The following is a 19,416-nucleotide window of genomic DNA, read 5'->3' as shown; positions in this document are numbered from 1 at the left end:
CGGGGCCGCCCAGGAAAAGAAACAAGAGGTGCAATCTAACATGCTAGCCAAAGCGCAAGAGCTTCTGCAGCAGTATTACGGATATCCGGAATTCCGGGAAGGGCAGAAACGCATTATCAGCGCCCTCCTGGAAGGAAGGGACACACTCGGCATCATGCCGACCGGCGGCGGGAAATCGATCTGCTATCAGATCCCGGCGCTGATGATGGAGGGCGTAACGCTCGTCGTCTCGCCTCTCATCTCGCTGATGAAGGACCAGGTCGATGCTCTGCATACGGTCGGAATTCCGGCGACCTTCCTGAACAGCACGCTGGAGGCGGGAGAAGCCGGACGCCGCATCCGGGAAGCGATGCAGGGCAAGTACAAGCTGCTGTACATCGCGCCGGAGCGGCTTGAATCCGACTGGTTCCGCCAATGGATGCATTCCATGAATATCTCATTCGTTGCGATAGATGAGGCGCACTGCGTCTCTCAGTGGGGGCATGATTTCCGCCCCAGCTACGTCAATATAGCCCCGTTCGTGCAGGACCTTCCGAGCCGTCCGCTCGTTGCGGCTTTTACCGCTACGGCGACCACGGAGGTCACGCAGGATATCGCCCGGCTGCTGGAACTCGACGACCCGGAGGTCGTGGTAACGGGCTTCGGCCGGAGCAATCTGGAGCTGTCCGTACTGCGGGGCGTGAACAAACGCGACTTTGTTTTCGACTATGCCAAGGCGCATACTCACCAGCCCGGCATCGTCTATGCCGCCACGCGTAAAGAGGTGGACGAGCTGTACGAGCAGCTGCGCCGCAAAGGGCTGGCCGCCGGACACTATCACGCCGGACTATCCGACGAGGAGCGGGCCCGCAACCAGGAGGCTTTTCTCTATGATGACGTGCGGGTCATGGTTGCCACGAACGCGTTCGGTATGGGGATCGACAAGTCCAACGTCCGGTACGTGATCCATTACAATATGCCGAAAAACATGGAGGCGTATTACCAGGAAGCGGGCCGTGCGGGCCGTGACGGCGATCCCAGCGAATGTATGCTGCTGTTCAGCGCCCAGGACATTCTGACGCAGAAATTCCTGATCGAGCAGAATCAGCTTTCCCAGGACCGCAAGAGCAACGAATACAAGAAGCTGCAGACGATGATCGACTACTGCCACACACCGCGCTGTCTGCAAAATTATATTTTGCAATATTTCGGAGATGAAGGCGAGCTTGTTCCGTGCGGCAACTGCAGCTCGTGCAAGGATGACCGCGAGACCGTCGATATTACGGTGGAAGCGCAGAAGATCTTCTCCTGTGTCCGCCGTATGCAGGAACGGTTCGGCATTTCGATGGTTGCCGGCGTTCTGAAAGGGTCGAGAAATAAGAAGGTGCTTCAGTACAAATTCGACAACCTGCCGACGTACGGCATTATGAAGGACCGGACCGAGAAAGAAATCGCCGATCTGATTAACGTGCTTATTGCCGAAGGATATATGGGATTGTCCGAAGGGCAGTATCCCGTCGTCAGGCTTCAAGCGCCGGCGGTAGAGGTTCTGCAGGGACGTGTGCAGGTGTTCCAGAAGGTAACTCCGAGCCAGCCGCTGGAGTCGGCCGTGGACAACATGCTGTTCGAGCAGCTGCGCCTGCTTCGCCGGGACATGGCCGCGAAGGAAAAAGTGCCGCCGTACATTATCTTCAACGACAGCACGCTTCGTGAGATGAGTGAACGCTGTCCGACGACCGAAGCCCAGATGCTGAAAATCAAAGGCGTCGGCGAGGTGAAGTTCCGCAACTACGGTCTTCCTTTCCTGGAACTGCTGCAGCAGTATGTACGGGAGCAGGAGGCTTATGCGGGAGAGTTTTGATGTGAGGCACGGGACTTATTGTTTATAGGTAAGTAGAAAGCATTCTTTAAGGACATTGTTGGGAAAGGCTTTGGCTGATGCCCACTTTTCTTTAAAGGGTGCTTTTTTGTCGTTAAGAGAAAAGGTCCGCTCAAGAGCGGACCTTGGATAATATGGTTAAGGCATCTTCATTTAAGACAAAACTTAATTGTTACTTCATATAAAAATTGTGATTAAAGGAAAATGATTGCTTTTGTTGAATATTTCTAATAACCGTCTATTATCTCCAATAATGACCGCCTTTGGTTTCAATTCGGGCCGATAAGATTTTGACTAAAGCACTTTTCTCAGAAGGTGCTAACTTTTTATAATTCTCTGACAGTATTCCTTCCTTCTTGTAAGTTTTAATAACCCCTTTTAATGAATAATTCCAAATAGGCACATCATGATTCAAATAAATCACTCCTTATTATTAAAATGGTATTTCTATAGTAATTTTACATTTGGAGCGGATAAGTATGAAAGATAAAAAAGTTTTTTTTATGGTTATTTTATTATTTGGTGTTTTACAAATCCGTTTTTTGTGGTTGACCTATGAATACCCTTACATAGGAGCGATTACCGAACAAAACGAATATGACCAATGGTCTATCATACAATTTGAAAAGCTGGCTAAAGGAAAAGATTTTGGCCTTATGATTGGGGACATAATCATTCACATAGATAAGGACGAGAAATTAAACCATGATCAGTGGAAGCGATGGCGTAATTTAGAACAAGCAAGCTTTATAGACGTAAGTAGAGACGGAGAGATTATACAAATAAAGGTGCCGAAGAATGAATCGGTCTTCAGCATGGATTTAGGCGCCCTTATTATTGAAGCACTTAGTTTACTCATGGCTTATTTTCTCTATTTAAAAGCCAAAACCTCTTCGTCGGCGAGGTACTTGGCAATTGTTTTCTTGGCTATAGGATTGGAGTTCATGGCATTAGGGGCTTCATCACGAGGTGATGTCATAGGTAAATATATAATAACTACAGTTATTTTGCTGGTTCCAATAACATTTTTAAAATTTCTCACAACTTTTTTCAAAGAAAGAGAAGCTGTCGTATTTCCGGGTATTTATTTAAAATCATTATATATAATAACTGCCATAGCAGCCCTTCTTAGAATGCTATATTTTAATGAAAATACGGCTTATTTTTATTATGAGTATGGAGAAGCCACTGTAATACCCATCTTTTTAGCCGGGATATTTTGTAACATTTATTTCCTTGTTCAGGCTTATCGCCAGTTAAAAAAACAACCTCACATGCGCTTTCTTATCAAAAGCATTTTATACGCTTTCCTTTTAAGTTTTGCCCCCTTTTCGTTCTTGTCCTTTCTACCCATGCTATTTATGGGGATTGAGCTTGTGAATTCATTTTATAGCAGTTGGTTCATACTTATTTTCCCGATGTCTTTTGCATACCTCATTTTATCAAAAAAACTTTATGATATTGACCTTTACCTACGAAGAATTTTATTTACCATTCTGGTATCTGTTCTACCTGCCGCTCTAACTGTAGCTACGGTTATTTTTCTCGATCACCAACCAATTCGTTGGGTACAAATTACTTATATGTTTGTAGTTATATTATTTATATTTGCCATTTTCGCTTACTCAATGGAATATCTTGCAACAAAGTTGGAAAGATTGATGTTTCCGCGTAAATACTTTTTAAAAAAATCGTTGAAGAAAATATCAAAATCTCTTGGTTCAATAACGAATTTTAGTGCTCTAAAGGAAATTATTCTGAACGATATTGTAAATACCCTGGATATACACGGGGCTGCAATTGTGTTTAGAGGAGTGGATGGAGTACAGGTCATTACATCGGGAAATATAGATGACAGTGACCTGAGGTCTCTGATGGAAAATGAAAAGTGCATGGGCGAGAAATATACTTCATTTGAAATTAATAAACACGAAGAATATTGCAGCTTCTTGATAATAACCGGCAAAAAATCCAACACTCATCTCGGTCAGGAAGACCAGCACTGGATCAATCTGATTGTCACGTACTTGTCCGCAAGCCTGGAGAACGTATACCTCATCCGCAAGCTGACGCTGAAAATGTACGAACTCATGGCTAATATCCCGAACGAGGAGGCGACGCCGGAGTTCGTCTGGCTCCGCAAAACGATGTACGACATCCAGGAGAAGGAACGCATCCGCATTGCGATGGACTTGCATGATACAACGATGCAGGATCTTTTTCTGCTCAAAAGAAGGCTGTACCCGATTCTCCAGCGTTTTCCCAAGATGACGGACGAGTACGGTCAGTTGACGGGCATTCTCACGCATATCGATCTGATTAACGAAAATCTGCGGCAGAGCTGCTTCGAGCTGAACCCGTACGTGCTGCAAAAGACGGGGCTGGTCGGCAGTATCCGCAAACTGGTCGATGTGGAGAGTTCCTACAGCGAATTTCAGGTTGAGTTTATCGCGGACTGTACGGCGCAGATCGAGCTGCTTGAAGTCGAAAGGAAGAAGCACCTGTTCCGGGTGATTCAGGAGCTGCTCAACAATGCGAAGAAGCACTCGCAGGCCGAGCATGTTACCATCCGGCTGGTGGAGGAGAACAGCATCATCAGTCTGTTTTATGAGGACGACGGGGTAGGGTTCGATCCCCAGTTAAAAGAGCTTAACCGCAAGAACCGCATTATTTCGGGAGCGGGCATCGGGCTGGATCAGATGCAGGGAAGGGTGCTGCTGATGAACGGGGAATTTCATATGGATACCGAACGTGGAAAAGGTGTACAAATCGAGATTCGAATTCCTTTCCTGGAGGGTATTTCTGCATAGAGGGGAAAGGAGGGAATACAATGGCTGCTGTAAACAAGCTTTCGTACGATCAGGTGGCTGTGAAGCTGGCCGGTTTGAACGGCTGGAATTTGCGGGACGAACGCACCATCGAGAAAACATATGAATGTCGTGATTTCAAAACGGCCATTGATTTTGTCCGCCGTGTGGCCGATGTGGCAGAGTCTCTAAAACATCATCCCTTTATCAAAGTGGACGACAGACGGGTCACGATGCAGCTCAGCACGCATGATGCGGGCGGTCTCACAGACCTTGATTTTACTTCGGCGGTAAAATACGATGATGTGCTTCCTGTAGCTTAGCCTCCGGCTCCGACCGGATGATAGATAGTGGACCGCTGTCTTGCGGTCTCTTTTTGTGAAAAGGCACGGCCGTTTGTTAAAATAGAAGAAAACCGTTCACCTGAGAAAAGATTAATCGCGTTAACGATAAAGCGGGAGGAGCAGGCCGGTATGGAACGTAAGAACAACTGGCTGTCGGCCGGGTTCGGCAAAAAGCTGAACCGGCTGCACGCCTGGAATGCCTGGGTCACGCTTGTATTGGCCCTGACCGGCATCTTGCTCAGCATCGGCTGGATCCGCGGCGACCTCGGAGCTCTGCGTGTAGTGCTGAAGCAGGGGCACATCTGGCTCGGCGTCTTCTCCATTCTGCTGCTGGCGCTATACGTGCCGATGCTACCGAAGCATCTGGGGCAGCTGCGCAAGCGCAGGAAAGCCGGGCAGCAGGGCAATCTCGCCGGCGTGCTTGTGTTTACGGCCGGCTGGATCGTCAGCGGCGTCATCCTGTGGCAGTTTCGCAGCCTGCCGCCGGTGTGGAGCAATACGGCCCTGTTCGTCCACGATGCTTTTACGTGGGTGGGCGTGCCGTATCTGCTCTACCACTCCGTCACCCGCAGCCGCTGGGTGAAGAAGCGCAGCGCGGAGCGGGACGCATCCGCTTCCACGCCGCGGACTCCCGCGCCGGCAGCCGGAGCCGCACGTAAGCAGGCGGATGCGCCGCAGCCTATTCTCCGCGCGGATACGGGCGCCGTTTTCCGCGACGAGACGCGCGATGCGGGTGGAGCGGCGCAGCCGAGCGCCTGGAGCGACTCGCTGGGAAGGCGCATGACACGCGGCACCTTCCTGAAGCTGGGCGCGGCTGCGGTGCTCGCGGCCCTGATCGGCCCGTCGTTCGTCCGATGGGCGCGCGGCAATCTCATGGGCGGGGGAGGGCTTGAAGAAGCGGTGCGCGCCGATGCGAACCGCATGCTTCCCGCCCCCGTGCCGCTGGCGGACTCGTCGCCTCCTATCGGCGGCGGGGCGAAAGGGGATTTCCGGATCTACACGGTAACGGAAATCCCCGCGTTCTCTTCCGACAACTGGGCGTTCAGTGTGTCGGGGATGGTCGATAAGCCGCTCCGGTTCACCTGGGAGGAGCTGCAGCAGGTGGAACGCCTTGTCCAGGTCAGCGATTTTCACTGCGTGACCGGCTGGTCGGTGAACAGCGTGACCTGGGAGGGCATCCGGCTGTCCGAGCTGCTCCGCCGGGCGGGGGTACAGCCCGGTGCCGGTTTCGTGAAGTTTATCTCCGGTGACGGCGTTTATACGGACTGCCTCAGTCTGGAACAGGCTTCCATGGATGAAGTGCTCGTCGCGCTGCTCATGGACGGCAAACCCATCCCGCAGCGGCTTGGAGGCCCTGTCCGTCTGATCGTCCCGAGCATGTACGCTTACAAATCGGTTAAGTGGCTTCAAAGCATCGAGCTGATCCGTGACGAACATATCGGGTACTGGGAGGTGCGGGGGTACGAGAAAGACGCCTGGGTTCCGGATTCCCGGCTGAAGAGAGGCGTTTAGTTCAGCTTGCGGACTTTCGGAAACCGGCGCGGCGCCCTTTAGAACGGAAAACAAGGAAGGGGCTTGATCAGCCCCTCCCTTCCCTTCCCTTCCCTTCCCTTCCCTTCCCTTCCCTTTCCTTTCCGACGGGCGGCTGCAGATCGCTCCGTATGTACGGTTTCTAAACCGGCAGGCGGCGATGGCGCCCGCAAGTACAATTGTAAACGCTATCATAAGAGGATGGCATAGGCTCAGCCGAAAGGAAGTTCCCCTGGGAGGCCGCCGGAAGCCCCAACCGAATAACAAGCTTATGCGGGTTCCGCTCCGTAAACCATACAGTGCATCATTGCCATACCGGTCGGCGTCATCCGCTCGTACGTATCCGTGATGGCAAAACCCGCCCGGATGTAAGCTTTTATGGCACGCTCGTTGCGCACGAGTACTTCTAAGTCAATTTCGTTGCCGGGATACCGTTTGCGCGCTTCGGCAACCAGGCATTCCACGTAGGCAGGCCCGAACCCCTGCCCGCATAAATCCGGACGGATTCCGAGTCCGAGGCGGGTCACGCCCGTCAGAAGGAAAAACTGCACAAACCCGCACAGCTCGTCTCGTTCGTCGACAACCGCCGCGTACTGCTTCTCGCGGATATCGGGATCGGCGAATTCTTCCGCTCTCGCTGAAAGTTCATCCCAGGAAGGCCAATTGTACACGTTGTAAGGGGCGGGATAGGACCAGGTGCAGACGGCTTTTCCGTCGCTTTCGGTAAAAGGGCGCACGCGCCATGAAGCTGCATGAATCATGTTTTGTCCGCCTTTGGTTAAAATAGGATTGAGTCTATTATAGAACAGAACTCTGTATTAGAACAGGCTTTGAATTACCCTTGAACAGACTGGTAACAGTTTCGGAAAGGAAAAGTGCGGGGGAAAGGAAGTCCGGGATAATCTCCGCATAAAGTAAAAACGGCCCCTTATCCCCGGTAATTTTCTTGAAGGAATAGGCCGTTATTGTTTGTAAAATATTCGGGTGTGGATTCCCTTGCTTAGGAGTGACGGACATCGGCAAAGTCAGTCTGCCGTTCCTTCTCCTTTGTCGAGGTTGTCGATCATATGAGCGAAAATCCGCGACATATTGGTCATATCATCGTCGGTTAAGCCCTGCATCATCCGTTTGATAATGCCGAGCCGGTATTCACTCATTACTTTTACCATCTCGCGGCCTTTATCCGTAACATCCAGGAACACGACGCGACGGTCTTCTTCCGTCCGTATCCTTTCCGCATAACCCCCGGCAATCAGTTTGTCCGACATTCCCGTGATAGCTCCCGCCGTAATAAACAGCGCTTCCGCCAGGCTCGATACTTTCTGGGGTCCTTCCTTGACCAGCTTTTCCAGAATAAGAAACTGCGATTTGGAAAAAGAGCGATCGACGTACTTCGTCCATTCATTGGACATTTTCCTCAAGAGCTGTCTGAAGGACTGTTCCATCTCAAGATAACCCTGTTCGGGCATGATCCATCTCCTTTACCGGGCATAAGATTCTAAATAAATATTTAGATCTAAATCATATACCGCTATAGATATTTTTCTTATAGGGTTTCATATGGTAAACTTATACTTACCCCCGTTTATTATCTCTATTATAAAATACCTTGTCTATAAGGGCAAAAATAAATCCCACATTTTTTGTCGATAAAAATCAAGTGACAGGAATGACAAATTAAGGAATACTAAGGATTAGAAGAGGAGGTTGTGTATGAGCCGTGTGGAAATACGTGAGGCGGAGCTGAACGACCGTGATGCTCTCCGTGGATTGATGAACACTTATATTTACGATTTTTATCAATATCCGCGTCCGGAAGAGGAGAAGCTGGAGAACCTGTTGGATGTCTTGATGGAAAAGAAAGCAGGTACGCAATTCGTCGCCGTATACGAAGGAGAGTTAGTCGGCTTCGCAACCTTATATTTTACATATAGTACGCTCCGCACGGGCAAAGTCGTTATTATGAATGACCTGTTCGTAACGGAAAAATGCCGGATTCAAGGCGTCGGCACCAAATTGTTCCGTGCATGCAACCAGTATGCCGCTTATAATGGCTATGTGGCCATGCTTTGGGAAACGTCCAAGGCCAATGAGAATGCCCAGAGGTTTTATGAAAAAATGGGCGGAGAACGTGAAGAATGGTACCCTTACTCCATCAAGCCCGTCATCGGTGTAGGAGACTAGGCCGCCCGGCCGGCCGGTTCCATATCCGGGACGGCTGCGATTGGCCGGAGAAGGCCCGTTTCTTTCCGCTCCGCCATGCGGTTTTAAACTCATTATGCAGCCTGCCAGGGCGGGGAGGACATTGATTCGAATGCGGAATATTGTCAGTTTGGAATGGCTTAACGAACATCTGCAGGACCCCGATCTTCTGATCGCGGACTGCCGGTTTGCGCTGGGCGAGCCGTGGAGCGGCCGCCAGGACTACAGCATCGACCATATCCCCGGTGCTTTCTACGTGGATCTGGAGGAAGATATGTCCGGCGAGAAGCGGGAGCACGGCGGCCGCCATCCTCTGCCGGACCTCGGCGCTTTCTCCATGCGCGCTAGCGCAATCGGAGTCGACGCCTCCAAGACGGTCGTCGCTTATGACGACCAGGGCGGAGCGATGGCAGCGAGGCTGTGGTGGATGCTGCGCTTTCTCGGTCATGAGCGCGTTTACGTGCTGGACCGCGGCTATTCGCAGTGGAAGGCGGCCGGGTATCCCGTAACGGCCGAGGCTCCGCAAGCGAGCCCGGCGACCTTCTCGCCGAAGGTTCAGCGGCACATGCTGGCGAGCATGGACGAGGTGAAGGCGAAGCTGGGCGCGGAGGACACGGTCCTGATCGATTCGCGCGAGGGAGCCCGCTATCGCGGCGAGCAGGAAGCGATCGATCCGGTGGCGGGACACATCCCGGGCGCGCGGAACCGCTTCTGGAAGGACGCGCTCGACGCGGAAGGCTCCTGGCGGAGCGCCGAGGAGCAGAAGGAGAGGTTCCGCGGGCTGGAGAACGCGGAAGAACTGATCGTGTACTGCGGCTCCGGCGTCACCGCCTGCCCGAACGTGCTCGCGCTGGAGGAAGCCGGCATTCCGGGCGTGAAGCTGTACGCGGGGAGCTGGAGCGACTGGGTTTCTTATGAGGAGAACCCGATCGCGACAGGAGAAGAATAAGAGCCGGAAGACCGCGTCGGACGCGGGTTGGAGGAGGGCTGTATCAGGCTGCCGATGGGCAGGCTGTTGCGGCCCTCTTTGTTTTCTGGAGTGAGAGCGCATCACCGGTATTCTGTGCTGTGGGACAGCATCTGAACCACCTCTCCCGACGGGGAACACAAAGCCGCCAAAGGCTGGCGGCGATGTTACACGGCCGATGAGAATAGAAAACATGAGGCTGCGACGGATAGACACCGTCAGTTTAGCCGGCAGAAGCGAAAGCTAACCTGCCAACAGGACTGCCGTAAGGAAAACGAGCTGCAGCATGGTTCGTAGAAACAGCTTAGACACGGGCTGTCCTCCGATAGTTAATTGTTTTTTTGCGGCCAGAACATTGGCGGGAAACATGGCGGCGAGCAGTATGGCTAAACCGAGGGAAGCGGCCTTGGAAGTGGCGGGGAGCAGGATACCGGCAGCTCCGGCGATTTCAAGCAGCCCCGTAATGGTCACGATCAGGTCCGGCCGGGGAAATGCTGACGGTACCATGCGGATCAGGTCCGGTCGCCTGGACCCCCAATGCGCGGAAGCGGTCAACAGCAGCATGACGGCAACAGCCCCCTGAAGCGAAGTATGCCAGCCTTCGAAATGGGACAAGCCGATCAGGCCAAGACCCTTGAACAACAGAAACGATGCAACAAGCACGTAAAAAGGCATCATGCGAATCTCTCCTTAGGATTCAATTAAAGCCCTGCGTAAGGCTGAAAGGTTTCCTTCGATCTTGACCGACATCCCAAAGGTTAAAAACCTTTCATGACCATTAGGTACAGGATGGCCAGCGGCAGCAGCGTTGCGGCGATCCCAAAGGTGTTCCAGGCCCGGGAAGCATCCCAATAGGCTTTGGATATAGTTCCGCTATCGATGCACTCGGCACTGTATCTGATCATGCGGCGCTGAAGCGGAATCAGGACAGCTACCCAGATGACGGCCGTGACGGCGAACAAGAGGAGCGACAACGTCAGCCAGTTTAAACCCGCCAGCGAAAAATTCGCACGCCCGGCCAAAATGCTGCCCGAAACGATCACTAACGCGAGCCCCGGGATCGTAAACACGCAGTCTGCGAGCATGACGTTTTTGGCGGCGTGGTGGATTTCAACCGGTTGGTTCGTCACATCCGCGCTTACTTTCCAAAAAGCTGCCGTCACGATATTACCGACGAACAACACGACTCCCAGCAGATGAAGCGTTAGCCACACATTCATTATGAATTCCCCTCCTTCGTTTCTTCTCTTGGCTGCAAAACCCGGGAAATCCACGACGAGAAATTGTGCGCGTTAAAAGCGGCCGGCGCATACGGAATGGAGGCGCGTACGCGCAAACCGAGCGTCAAAAGCACAAACATGTCGGCGGTTTGCTCCGAGTCGACCGATTCCGGAATCACACCGTGCTTTTTGCCGGTCTCTATCCACTCCTTGGATAAATTAACGGATCGCTCATAGTACTCCTTGAGTGCTTCCGCGACCAAAGGCTGATCCTCCTTGCCGAGCAAGTACAACAGTACTTTGTTCGTCACATCCTGCGCGTCTTCGTATAACGCGATGCTTTCTGAAATTGTGCGCATGGGCTCGTCGAACGACTGCCTGTTTTGTTCCACTTCATTCATAAAGCTTAGATTTGTTTCTTCTAGCCGTCCCTGAAGCATCCAAACGAAGATTTCGTCTTTGGTTTTTACATAGTGGAAAATCGCGCCCTTTGACAGACCCGATTTGTCCATGATGTCTTTCATTGTGATCGAATGGCAACCTTTTTCATGTACAAGCTCTTTGACCGTATCCAGCAGAAGTTTTATCGTTTGCTCCCGTCGCTGTTCTTGTTTCAAACGAATCCCTCCATAGTGATAGTTGAATTTCTTATCGTATTATATTTATTATAAAAACCGACCATCGGTTTGTAAATGAGTTTATAAAAAATCGTTTTACGTATGAGTTCAGATATCCGCCCAGCTAGCACCGGCAAGTACGATAATGATGCCAGATGAGTGGAGAAGGCAAGGAGTCATTTGACAGCGAATTTAATGGCAAGAGCGGCCGAGTGGGCTTGGCTTTCGATCGACGACGATTCGCCGCAGGTTCGAGATGCAGCTTGGCGCTTTCATGTGATCAGGGGAGGACTCGGATAGGCTTACTTGATCGTACGCATTCAGGGGTAGGGGTTCCTACATTGGCGATGTTTGTCATTGCCGCGGCAATCGTTACTTCCAAAGAAATTAAGCAATCCGATAAAACGCAGCCCGCCGGGTCTCGGGGAAAATAAAAAGGAGCCGCAAATCTTACGGCTCTTAAATCTCGAACGTTAATGATCATGGTTACGAAAGGGTCAATTCCCTTATAATTTCAATGCCCTCCCGGCCTACTTCTTCAAAACCTAACGAAGCATACAGATGGGACGCCCGTTCGTTTTCGGCCCGGTGCCCGAGTACAATTTTGTCGCAGCCATGCTTATCGCGGATATAACGGACCAGCTCCTCCATGCCGGATCGTCCCAAGCCTTGATGCTGGAACTTGTGATCGATCATGTAAGCCATAATCCAGTAGCTCCCGTCTTCAGGATCGACGGCGTAAACCGCGAATCCGATTAATTGTTTGCCGGTATACAACGCCAGAGGAGTAAACCCGCAATAAGCCGACTCCGCAAGCCAATACACAACAGGAACGGGAAATACGTTCTTCTGCTCGTCCGTAACTTCAAGCTCGGTACAGTCATACCAGTTGTGCTCATCAATGGGCTTGAGTTCGACGCTTGGTCGATACCGTTCGTTTTCATCTATTTCCTTATTTGTTCCCGTCAGCCTATCTTTAGACAGATCATTCCATTCCGGTGAGCCAAAGCGACCCATATCCTCTTCGTTGTTTGGGATTTTTGTGTTTTTGTTCCTATTCAAACCCTATCACTCCTTTAAGTCGTTAAAGGGAATTTATAGCCTTTTACTGTGTAGATTGTTATGTTCCCCCACAAACCATCGTCGGACAATTTGCCGCCGCTATCAAGGTCGAGTTTAGACTTATCCAATTTATCCGAACCCACTTTGCACAATGCCGTAGCCCTTGACAATCTCTTCAGCTTTTAAGATAATGAAACTGTGATTGTTGATATATCAACTAATATGGTCAGGGTGAACGAATGGAACGGGACATGGAAGAGCATATCGGTTTGATGATCCATATGGCGGATTTGGAGATTACCAGCTACTTGAAGAAACGGCTGGCGCCCATGCAGCTTGCTCCGGAACAGCATCTGGTGATCGCGCTTCTGCTGAGGCAGGAGGGGTTGTCGCAGAACGAAATTGCGGAAAATCTGAGCAAAGATAAGTCCGGCATCACGCGGATGCTTGCCAGTCTGGAGAACAAAGGCTTTATCCGCCGCACTCCCAGCGCGGGCGACCGCCGCTCGATTGAAGTGTATTTGACCGATGAGGGACGGGCGCTCCGGAAAAACGTAGAAGAGATCAGCAGCCATATGAAACAGCATCTTCGGGCGGGTTTTACGGCTGAAGAGACGGCCGAGCTCAGGAGGCTTCTTACAAAGGTCCGCAACAATGTGCGCAAGCGGTGAACCGCCGTGCACACCTTTTCGCCTTTTAGTTGATATAGCAACTATAAAAACTATCGGAGGGTTTGCTTATGAAAATCGCAGCAGTTATCGGAAGCAACCGCAAAAACTCATATAACCTGAAACTTGCGGAGTATGTGCAAAAGACTTTCAAAGACCGGCTCGACGTGGAAATTGTCCGAGTGAACGATCTGCCGTTCTATAACGAAGATATCGAGCTGACACCGGACCAGTCGGTGCTGGATTTCCGCGGCAAAATCGCGGGCGCCGACGCCGTGCTTTGGGTTACGCCCGAATACAACTACTCCATTCCCGGCGTGCTGAAAAATGCCCTCGACTGGCTTTCGCGCGGAGACCGCGTGATGATCGGCAAACCGTCCTGGATCATGGGCGCTTCGATGGGGCTTCTTGGCACTGTGCGGGCACAAGAGCATTTGCGTGATATTTTGTTCTCGCCGGGTGTTTCTTCCGTGCTTCTTCCCGGCAACGAAGTGTATGTAGGCCTTGTCCATGAAAAAATCGATAAAGACGGCAACCTGCATCACGAGCCGACTATTGAGTTCTTGAATGTGGTCGTAAACAATTTCATTAACTGGCACGATAAGCTGCACAAAAATTAAGCCGGAAGCCGGCATTATCCCGATCCGGGTTTTGAGGGATCTTCTCTCTAAAAGGCTGCATGAGATACGCAAAGTATCCCATGCGGCCTTTTCTTGTTTCTGAATTCTCCTTGACAGGAGGGAAGATGATTTGGTAAGTTTTTATTGTCAAAAAAAACTGACAAGTCAAATGGAGCTGACATGTATGAAAAATAAAAACGATATTATGGTGCTAACGAATCTCGAACAGTTGAAATCTTTGAGCGATCCGCTGCGGATTGAAATCTTGTGCCTGCTGGTAGAGGAGGCTCGGTCGGGGCAGCAGCTTTCCCAGCAGATGGGGGAATCGCGGTCGAAAGTCCACTACCACCTGCAGGATTTGGAGAAGAACGGCTTGATTCGGCTGGTGGAGGAAAATCGCAAGGGGAACATGACTCAGAAGCTGTACCAGGCCATGGCGAAAAGCTTTATTCCGTCTACGGAACTGCTATCCTTCCACCAAGAATACGGGGAGAGCCGCCGACTGATGACGATATCCACTCTGGACCGGGCCAAGAGCCGTGCCTTGGCGGCCCCGGAGAGCGCCTTCCTGACGGATTCCGAAGATCACAGGAAATGGCACCGCATAGCGAGTCAGACTGAGGTGAACATTTCGAAGGAAAAGTTTAAGAAATGGGTCGCGAAATATCACGAGCTGGTCCAGGAGCTGAACCGGATGGCGGAAGAAGAAGTTTCGGAGGAGGAGATGGAAACTTTTTATCTGATGACGGTAGCATTCCAGATTGACGAGCCGTATTTCAAAGGGGAGAAGGAAGATGAATAGCTTGGGGGCCCGAATCCAAGAGGCGTGGATACCCCGGCCGGCATCGTCGCTCTTCCGGGAAAGGGCGTTCGTCATGCTGTGGCTGTCTACGATTTTCTCCGGCCTCGCCCTGAACATGTTCTATTTTGCGGAAGCCTGGTACGTGGTGAACGTCTTGAACATGGAGGCTTCGCTCGGCGTTATTTATCTGATCGGGACGCTGCCCCGCGTCTTGTTCATGGCGATCGGAGGCGTGCTGGCGGACCGGATCAGCCCGTCGAAGATCATGTTCGTGTCGACGATAACCAAATCGTTACTGCTCGCCGTCCTGGTTCTGGTTCTGGTGGAAGGCGGGGGAATCGGACTGGGTGCCCTGACGGCTTTCGCACTGCTGTTCGGCATATTGGACGCTTTCTTTTGGCCCGCTTCGGGATCGATCGTCCCGTCCATCGTCGCTAATGAAGGGCTGACGAGGGCCAACTCCATTATCCAGACGACGAATCAGTCCACCTCGATATTCGGACCGATGCTCAGCGGTTTTGTTATCGTCGCTCTCCGGTATGAAGGAATCTTCGGCCTGATTACCTTGCTGCTGGCGCTGGGGGCCCTATTCGCGCTGCTAGTCCGTGTGCGGAAATCCCCATCGCCGGATACGAAAGCGGAACGGATTACGATGCTGACCAGCGTCAAAGAAGGGATCGGCTACGTCCGTCAGGCACCCGTATTGAAGGCGTTTGTGCTGAAGACGCTGTTTTTGAATCTGTTTTTTACAGGCCCCTTTGCCATCGGCATCCCGGTTTTCGTCAAACACGTTCTGCACGGGGAGACACTCGATTTCAGCATGCTACAATCCTTCCTGGCGGGAGGAATGCTGGTCAGCTCGATTGTGCTGGGCATTCTCAACTTGAAACGCCGGAGGGGCTTGATCAGCATACTGGCCCAGTTAGGCCTGTCGTTCAGCTTTCTCGCGTTGAGCATGGCCGTTACATTTTGGACCGGAGCAGTGTTCGCCGCCTGTATGGGAATCTCCATGGGAATCTCGAACATCTGCGCCATTTCCGTGATCCAGAATCATGCCGACAAAGCATATATCGGTCGTGTGATGAGTATTCAGACTATGTCTTCCATGGGACTTACACCTATTTCGTACGGTTTGACTTCACTGCTTCTCAGCGTTGGTGTGGGAATACAAAACATTGTAATGGGCGGCGCTCTTCTCCTGCTCGCCTTTACCTTATGGCTGATCGTTAAAATCCCGCCTTTGCGGAAAGCAGACTAAAGCCTACTTTCAGAAAACGGCCTCACTGAATTGTAGCGTGCTTCCATGCGCTAAATCAGCGGGCCGTTCTGTTTTTTGTACGACTCTGCCGGTTTAACCTTGCCTGCTGCGCACGTACTCCTCCGGAGATTTGCCGACAACCGTTTTGAAATCTTTAATCAGGTGAGCCTGGTCGTAATAACCGAGCTCTACCGCGAGCTTCGACCAGTCCGGCGATCCTCCCGCATCCGCCGATACGGCGGCATCCTGCAGGCGGTATCTCTTAATTACCCATTTCGGGCTGACGCCGACATACTGGCTGAACATCCGCTGCAACGTTCTTGCGGAGATGCCGAATCTGGACCCCACGTCTTCCACCCGGTTGATTTCCCTGTGCTCCGCAATATAATCGATCACCGAATTGACGATTTCGACTTGTTCATCAGCGGGCGGACGCTCACTATTGAAAAAGTCATCCACGAAGCGTACCTTCGCATCTTCATTTGTTCCGGAAAAAAGAGCCTCTTCCAGGGGAAGGCAGCTTCTGCCGAAAACTTCCCGGAAGGGCAGGCTGCGGTTGGCCAGCTCAGAAGCAGGCCGCCGGTAAAACGGATAAAACCCGCCCGGCCGGAACAAAACGCCGAACACTTCTCCTTTACCCTCAAGCAGCTGCGACGTTTTCCCTTTGTTCGTTCCGTAGATCCGCGTGTTATCTTTCTCAAAAACCAGATTAAAGCACGGAGGCTGGAGCACCTCCTGAGTATGGGAGGGGAGTCCTCTCAAATCCCAATGAATCAGCCAGTAATGCCGGATAAAAAAAGCCAGCTCCGGAGCGGGCAATCTTCGGGAAATGGTGAACTTTTGCCGGCCCTTTTCGAAATTCAAAATGCCTTTGTTGACGACGACCGGGTTCTCCTCGGGTTTCATGCGGAGCCGCCTCCGTTCCAGATGAAGTCTCAGGCAAGATGTCGCTTTTTTACAATCGCTTTGCGGCGCAGCCCTGTAAAGTTGATGGTAGCAAAACGGCCAAGCTATCACAAGATGCCGACACTAGGCTAGGGAGGAATTTTCAATGGATCTCACTTATCATTTTTATATCGACGGCAGCCCGGAGCAGGTGTGGGAGGTTTTCGTAACGCCGGAAAAAACCCGTAAAATCTTTTTCGACTGTGTGATCGATTCTTCTTATGTCCCCGGCGAATCTATTCGGTTTATCGGGCCCGGCAATGACGGCGAGCAGACTGTCCATATTTACGGAGAAGTACTGGAATACGAGCCGAACCGCGTCCTGAGTTATATCGAACACCCCGGACCCTCCTACTATTCGAATCATGCGGAGATCACAACGCGGGTAACCTTTAAGCTGGAGCCGTTCGCCGGCTGCACCAAGCTGACTCTGATCAACGATCAGTGGGTTGAAAATCACCCGTCCTATGAAAAGGCGGACCCCGCATGGTGGATGCTGCTGAGCGCCATTAAAACGTTTGTGGAAACCGGTAAGAAACTGGATTTCGGCTGGTAAAGCGTAGAAAGGCTGAGCTCCGTAAGAACGATCCTGCATAGGAGAACGGAGTATTATACAGGAAAAAGCCGGACAGGATATAACCTGCCCGGCTTTAAACTCCCGCCATCCGGCGGGATTATTTTTGTAAGCCGACAGCAGGGGAGCGGTAAGGTTCCCCTGCTGTCGGCATTTTCATTTTTTAATGAAAAGTTCGATTGAATTAGTGATGATGACGTTCCTCGAAAGTTTGACAGCAGGTGTCGGTGATGCCCTCGGCGGAATCCTGATGTCCGGAATCGTAAGGCAGACCGTCCCGCTCCTGCGGTTGCGGTTTGTTCGAATGAGCGTTTACTTCGATCATAATAACTTCCGCGCTGCAGTTATTGCCCTGCTCCCAGTATTCGCAGTTGGCAATGCTGCATTTCACCATTGGATTTTCCATGTTTATCACCTCGTACTTCTATTTACCCGAAGAACGGAGCTTTAAACAGGGGGAAGGCCGTCCGGGGGAAAATCAGTCGGGACCCGATCCGGAGTCAGGTTTAGCCTCGGCCAGCATACGCTTGTAGATCTCGATCGCTGCGGCGCGGGAGCTCTTCAGATCGACGATCGCGTCCGCCTGCGTCTTGTGAATCTCCTTATCGCTCAGATGAGCGAGATGGGGAAGCCACCGCCGGATGTACATTCCCGTCGGATCATGCGTCTCCGACTGCGTGACCGGGTTCATAACGCGGAAGTACGGAGAAGCGTCGAAGCCGAGCGAAGCGCTCCACAGCCAGCCGCCCCGGTTGAGCACGTTGTCGTAATCGGCGAGCTTGCGCCGGAAATACCGTTCACCCAGCGTGAAGGGGCAGCGCAGGTTCTTGGTCAGGAACATGGCCGTCACCATTGGCAGCCGGTTCGGCATATGCCCCGTGGCGTTCAGCTCCGCCATGGCCGCATCCACGACCGGAATGCCGGTCTGCCCCCGGCACCACCGCTCGAAGAACGTGTCCTCCAGGCCGGAGAAATCGAATTTCTTCTCGTAGACGAAGAAATCCGGGTTATAGACGGCCTGGTACAGGTAGAAGTCGCGCCATGCCAACTGGCGCGTCCAGGCTTCGTGCCGCTCGCTTCCGAGAGCGGCTTCATACGCCCGGCGCACCGAGAGCGCGCCGGTGTTCAGGTGGCGGCTGATCCCGCTGGTCGTCTCGAAGGCGTACCGGTCTCTTTGCGCTTCATAAGCGCGGAGACCTCCTTCGAGAAAACCGCTCAGAGTCTGAGCGGGATCAGGCGCCGTGCCTGCCGCTTCCGGGTCCAGCGGAAGCGGAAACCGGGCGGACCAGGCTTCGCGGTCCGGCAGCGGCCGTGTCTGCAAGTCGCGCACGGTGACGGGCGAAGACGGCCGGAAAAAAAGATGCATGTAAGCGTTCCATTTTTTATAAAAAGGGGTAAAAACCTGGTAAGGAGTACGACGTTCCGCGAACTGCTGGAAATCCCCGAAATCGGCGAGAGTGTGGTCGATCAGCGTAGTAACCGGAACGCCGCGGGCGGAAGCTGAAACCTTCAGTTTGCGGTCGCGTACTAAAGCATAGGGCGTAACGTCGCCGTGCAGCACGATTTCTTCAATCGGAAGCTCGGCCATCAGTCGGTCGACTACAGCATGCGGCTCACCGGCAAGCACTTCCAGATGCGCACCCGCTTTCCGGTATTCGCGTATGAGCCTGGAGACGTGACGGAGGAAGTTGACTCCGCTGTGTTCCCGTTCCCGGCCGCCGCGCAGCAGGAAAGGGTCCAGAATGAGAATGTGCAGGCTCGGCCGTCCCAAGCTGTGAATATAATCGAATGCCGTCATGTCATCAACCCGCAGATCTTTGCGATGAATAAAAAGGATCATAATGAAGGGACGCTCCTTGCTTTTTCGTCTAACTTCATAGTAACAGGAAATCGTCCACAAATGAAAAGAAGCCCGGCAAGCCAGGCGGCAACCTGGATTACG

At 52.1% G+C, this 19,416-nt stretch carries 21 protein-coding genes; 11 read left to right on the top strand and 10 right to left on the bottom strand.

The window, feature by feature from the left end; translation table 11 throughout:
• The first annotated feature begins 40 nt into the window (after positions 1–40).
• Positions 41–1,840, top strand: a complete 1,800-nt coding sequence (gene recQ / locus ABC395_RS24620; RefSeq protein ID WP_413006369.1) for a DNA helicase RecQ — start codon at positions 41–43, stop codon at positions 1,838–1,840.
• 259 nt (positions 1,841–2,099) lie between these two features.
• Here recQ and ABC395_RS24615 read toward each other — a convergent pair whose 3' ends face one another.
• Complete coding sequence (locus ABC395_RS24615) at positions 2,100–2,273, bottom strand: hypothetical protein (RefSeq protein ID WP_413006368.1); 174 nt, start codon at positions 2,271–2,273, stop codon at positions 2,100–2,102.
• Between the two features lie 1,459 nt (positions 2,274–3,732).
• Between ABC395_RS24615 and ABC395_RS24610 the strand changes: the two genes are divergently transcribed.
• The 3 genes from ABC395_RS24610 to ABC395_RS24600 all read left to right on the top strand — a co-directional run bounded on the left by ABC395_RS24610 (position 3,733) and on the right by ABC395_RS24600 (position 6,521).
• Complete coding sequence (locus ABC395_RS24610; protein ID WP_413006367.1) at positions 3,733–4,668, top strand: sensor histidine kinase; 936 nt, start codon at positions 3,733–3,735, stop codon at positions 4,666–4,668.
• A 20-nt stretch (positions 4,669–4,688) separates the two neighbouring features.
• Complete coding sequence (locus ABC395_RS24605; RefSeq protein WP_413006366.1) at positions 4,689–4,988, top strand: 4a-hydroxytetrahydrobiopterin dehydratase; 300 nt, start codon at positions 4,689–4,691, stop codon at positions 4,986–4,988.
• A gap of 150 nt (positions 4,989–5,138) precedes the next feature.
• The gene (locus tag ABC395_RS24600; RefSeq protein WP_413006365.1) at positions 5,139–6,521 is read left to right on the top strand and encodes a molybdopterin-dependent oxidoreductase; all 1,383 of its coding nucleotides are present in this window, start codon (positions 5,139–5,141) and stop codon (positions 6,519–6,521) included.
• A gap of 287 nt (positions 6,522–6,808) precedes the next feature.
• On the opposite strand, the gene ABC395_RS24595 is transcribed toward ABC395_RS24600, so the two are convergent.
• Together ABC395_RS24595 and ABC395_RS24590 are read right to left on the bottom strand one after the other, a co-directional pair.
• Positions 6,809–7,300, bottom strand: coding sequence for a GNAT family N-acetyltransferase (locus tag ABC395_RS24595; RefSeq protein ID WP_413006364.1), 492 nt, complete (start codon positions 7,298–7,300; stop codon positions 6,809–6,811).
• Positions 7,301–7,564: 264 nt separating this feature from the next.
• Entirely contained in the window at positions 7,565–8,008 is a 444-nt protein-coding gene (locus ABC395_RS24590) for a MarR family winged helix-turn-helix transcriptional regulator (protein ID WP_326050998.1), read from the bottom strand.
• A gap of 244 nt (positions 8,009–8,252) precedes the next feature.
• Here ABC395_RS24590 and ABC395_RS24585 point away from each other — a divergent pair, with 244 nt between their 5' ends.
• Together ABC395_RS24585 and ABC395_RS24580 are read left to right on the top strand one after the other, a co-directional pair.
• A complete protein-coding gene (locus ABC395_RS24585; protein ID WP_413006363.1) occupies positions 8,253–8,723 on the top strand; it encodes a GNAT family N-acetyltransferase in 471 nt (156 codons plus the stop codon).
• A gap of 130 nt (positions 8,724–8,853) precedes the next feature.
• Positions 8,854–9,690 carry a sulfurtransferase gene (locus ABC395_RS24580; RefSeq protein ID WP_413006362.1) on the top strand — a complete coding sequence of 279 codons (837 nt, stop codon included), beginning with the start codon at positions 8,854–8,856 and terminating at the stop codon, positions 9,688–9,690.
• 261 nt (positions 9,691–9,951) lie between these two features.
• Here the strand turns inward: ABC395_RS24580 and ABC395_RS24575 are convergent, their stop codons facing one another.
• From ABC395_RS24575 to ABC395_RS24560, 4 genes are all read right to left on the bottom strand, one after another.
• Entirely contained in the window at positions 9,952–10,386 is a 435-nt protein-coding gene (locus ABC395_RS24575; RefSeq protein ID WP_413006361.1) for a DoxX family protein, read from the bottom strand.
• An 80-nt stretch (positions 10,387–10,466) separates the two neighbouring features.
• Positions 10,467–10,928 (bottom strand): DUF2269 family protein, encoded by a 462-nt coding sequence (locus ABC395_RS24570; protein ID WP_413006360.1) that lies wholly within the window; start codon positions 10,926–10,928, stop codon positions 10,467–10,469.
• Positions 10,928–11,545: a TetR/AcrR family transcriptional regulator gene (locus ABC395_RS24565; protein ID WP_413006359.1), complete on the bottom strand. Its 618-nt coding sequence runs from the start codon at positions 11,543–11,545 to the stop codon at positions 10,928–10,930. Before ABC395_RS24565 ends, ABC395_RS24570 begins: the two co-directional genes overlap by 1 nt.
• A 486-nt stretch (positions 11,546–12,031) precedes the next feature.
• Positions 12,032–12,562 carry a GNAT family N-acetyltransferase gene (locus tag ABC395_RS24560; RefSeq protein ID WP_413006358.1) on the bottom strand — a complete coding sequence of 177 codons (531 nt, stop codon included), beginning with the start codon at positions 12,560–12,562 and terminating at the stop codon, positions 12,032–12,034.
• A gap of 284 nt (positions 12,563–12,846) precedes the next feature.
• On the opposite strand from ABC395_RS24560, the gene ABC395_RS24555 reads away from it, so the two are divergent.
• From ABC395_RS24555 to ABC395_RS24540, 4 genes are all read left to right on the top strand, one after another.
• Positions 12,847–13,278 (top strand): MarR family winged helix-turn-helix transcriptional regulator, encoded by a 432-nt coding sequence (locus tag ABC395_RS24555; protein ID WP_413006357.1) that lies wholly within the window; start codon positions 12,847–12,849, stop codon positions 13,276–13,278.
• A 68-nt stretch (positions 13,279–13,346) separates the two neighbouring features.
• Positions 13,347–13,895, top strand: a complete 549-nt coding sequence (locus ABC395_RS24550; RefSeq protein ID WP_413006356.1) for an NADPH-dependent FMN reductase — start codon at positions 13,347–13,349, stop codon at positions 13,893–13,895.
• A 184-nt stretch (positions 13,896–14,079) separates the two neighbouring features.
• Positions 14,080–14,697 (top strand): ArsR/SmtB family transcription factor, encoded by a 618-nt coding sequence (locus ABC395_RS24545; RefSeq protein WP_413006355.1) that lies wholly within the window; start codon positions 14,080–14,082, stop codon positions 14,695–14,697.
• Positions 14,690–15,955, top strand: a complete 1,266-nt coding sequence (locus tag ABC395_RS24540) for an MFS transporter (protein WP_413006354.1) — start codon at positions 14,690–14,692, stop codon at positions 15,953–15,955. The genes ABC395_RS24545 and ABC395_RS24540 overlap by 8 nt, the downstream gene beginning before the upstream one ends.
• A gap of 93 nt (positions 15,956–16,048) precedes the next feature.
• Here ABC395_RS24540 and ABC395_RS24535 read toward each other — a convergent pair whose 3' ends face one another.
• Entirely contained in the window at positions 16,049–16,861 is an 813-nt protein-coding gene (locus ABC395_RS24535) for a DUF6597 domain-containing transcriptional factor (protein WP_413006353.1), read from the bottom strand.
• 145 nt (positions 16,862–17,006) lie between these two features.
• On the opposite strand from ABC395_RS24535, the gene ABC395_RS24530 reads away from it, so the two are divergent.
• Positions 17,007–17,456, top strand: coding sequence for an SRPBCC domain-containing protein (locus ABC395_RS24530; RefSeq protein WP_413006352.1), 450 nt, complete (start codon positions 17,007–17,009; stop codon positions 17,454–17,456).
• 202 nt (positions 17,457–17,658) lie between these two features.
• On the opposite strand, the gene ABC395_RS24525 is transcribed toward ABC395_RS24530, so the two are convergent.
• Positions 17,659–17,880 carry a DUF1540 domain-containing protein gene (locus ABC395_RS24525; protein ID WP_009671636.1) on the bottom strand — a complete coding sequence of 74 codons (222 nt, stop codon included), beginning with the start codon at positions 17,878–17,880 and terminating at the stop codon, positions 17,659–17,661.
• A gap of 72 nt (positions 17,881–17,952) precedes the next feature.
• Complete coding sequence (locus ABC395_RS24520; RefSeq protein ID WP_413006351.1) at positions 17,953–19,314, bottom strand: cryptochrome/photolyase family protein; 1,362 nt, start codon at positions 19,312–19,314, stop codon at positions 17,953–17,955.
• Between the last annotated feature and the right edge of the window lie 102 nt (positions 19,315–19,416).

The organism is Paenibacillus canaveralius (assembly GCF_047238265.1).
GTDB lineage: Bacteria > Bacillota > Bacilli > Paenibacillales > NBRC-103111 > Paenibacillus_F.
This window is presented reverse-complemented; position numbering and strand designations above follow the sequence as displayed.

Bases quoted from the DNA above. Each gene is read 5' to 3' on its own strand.
- recQ (WP_413006369.1), top strand. From the start codon at position 41: ATGCTAGCCAAAGCGCAAGAGCTTCTGCAGCAGTATTACGGATATCCG.
- ABC395_RS24610 (WP_413006367.1), top strand. From the start codon at position 3,733: ATGGAAAATGAAAAGTGCATGGGCGAGAAATATACTTCATTTGAAATT.
- ABC395_RS24605 (WP_413006366.1), top strand. From the start codon at position 4,689: ATGGCTGCTGTAAACAAGCTTTCGTACGATCAGGTGGCTGTGAAGCTG.
- ABC395_RS24600 (WP_413006365.1), top strand. From the start codon at position 5,139: ATGGAACGTAAGAACAACTGGCTGTCGGCCGGGTTCGGCAAAAAGCTG.
- ABC395_RS24595 (WP_413006364.1), bottom strand. From the start codon at position 7,300: ATGATTCATGCAGCTTCATGGCGCGTGCGCCCTTTTACCGAAAGCGAC.
- ABC395_RS24590 (WP_326050998.1), bottom strand. From the start codon at position 8,008: ATGCCCGAACAGGGTTATCTTGAGATGGAACAGTCCTTCAGACAGCTC.
- ABC395_RS24585 (WP_413006363.1), top strand. From the start codon at position 8,253: ATGAGCCGTGTGGAAATACGTGAGGCGGAGCTGAACGACCGTGATGCT.
- ABC395_RS24580 (WP_413006362.1), top strand. From the start codon at position 8,854: ATGCGGAATATTGTCAGTTTGGAATGGCTTAACGAACATCTGCAGGAC.
- ABC395_RS24575 (WP_413006361.1), bottom strand. From the start codon at position 10,386: ATGATGCCTTTTTACGTGCTTGTTGCATCGTTTCTGTTGTTCAAGGGT.
- ABC395_RS24570 (WP_413006360.1), bottom strand. From the start codon at position 10,928: ATGAATGTGTGGCTAACGCTTCATCTGCTGGGAGTCGTGTTGTTCGTC.
- ABC395_RS24560 (WP_413006358.1), bottom strand. From the start codon at position 12,562: ATGGGTCGCTTTGGCTCACCGGAATGGAATGATCTGTCTAAAGATAGG.
- ABC395_RS24555 (WP_413006357.1), top strand. From the start codon at position 12,847: ATGGAACGGGACATGGAAGAGCATATCGGTTTGATGATCCATATGGCG.
- ABC395_RS24550 (WP_413006356.1), top strand. From the start codon at position 13,347: ATGAAAATCGCAGCAGTTATCGGAAGCAACCGCAAAAACTCATATAAC.
- ABC395_RS24545 (WP_413006355.1), top strand. From the start codon at position 14,080: ATGAAAAATAAAAACGATATTATGGTGCTAACGAATCTCGAACAGTTG.
- ABC395_RS24540 (WP_413006354.1), top strand. From the start codon at position 14,690: ATGAATAGCTTGGGGGCCCGAATCCAAGAGGCGTGGATACCCCGGCCG.
- ABC395_RS24535 (WP_413006353.1), bottom strand. From the start codon at position 16,861: ATGAAACCCGAGGAGAACCCGGTCGTCGTCAACAAAGGCATTTTGAAT.
- ABC395_RS24530 (WP_413006352.1), top strand. From the start codon at position 17,007: ATGGATCTCACTTATCATTTTTATATCGACGGCAGCCCGGAGCAGGTG.
- ABC395_RS24525 (WP_009671636.1), bottom strand. From the start codon at position 17,880: ATGGAAAATCCAATGGTGAAATGCAGCATTGCCAACTGCGAATACTGG.
- ABC395_RS24520 (WP_413006351.1), bottom strand. From the start codon at position 19,314: ATGATCCTTTTTATTCATCGCAAAGATCTGCGGGTTGATGACATGACG.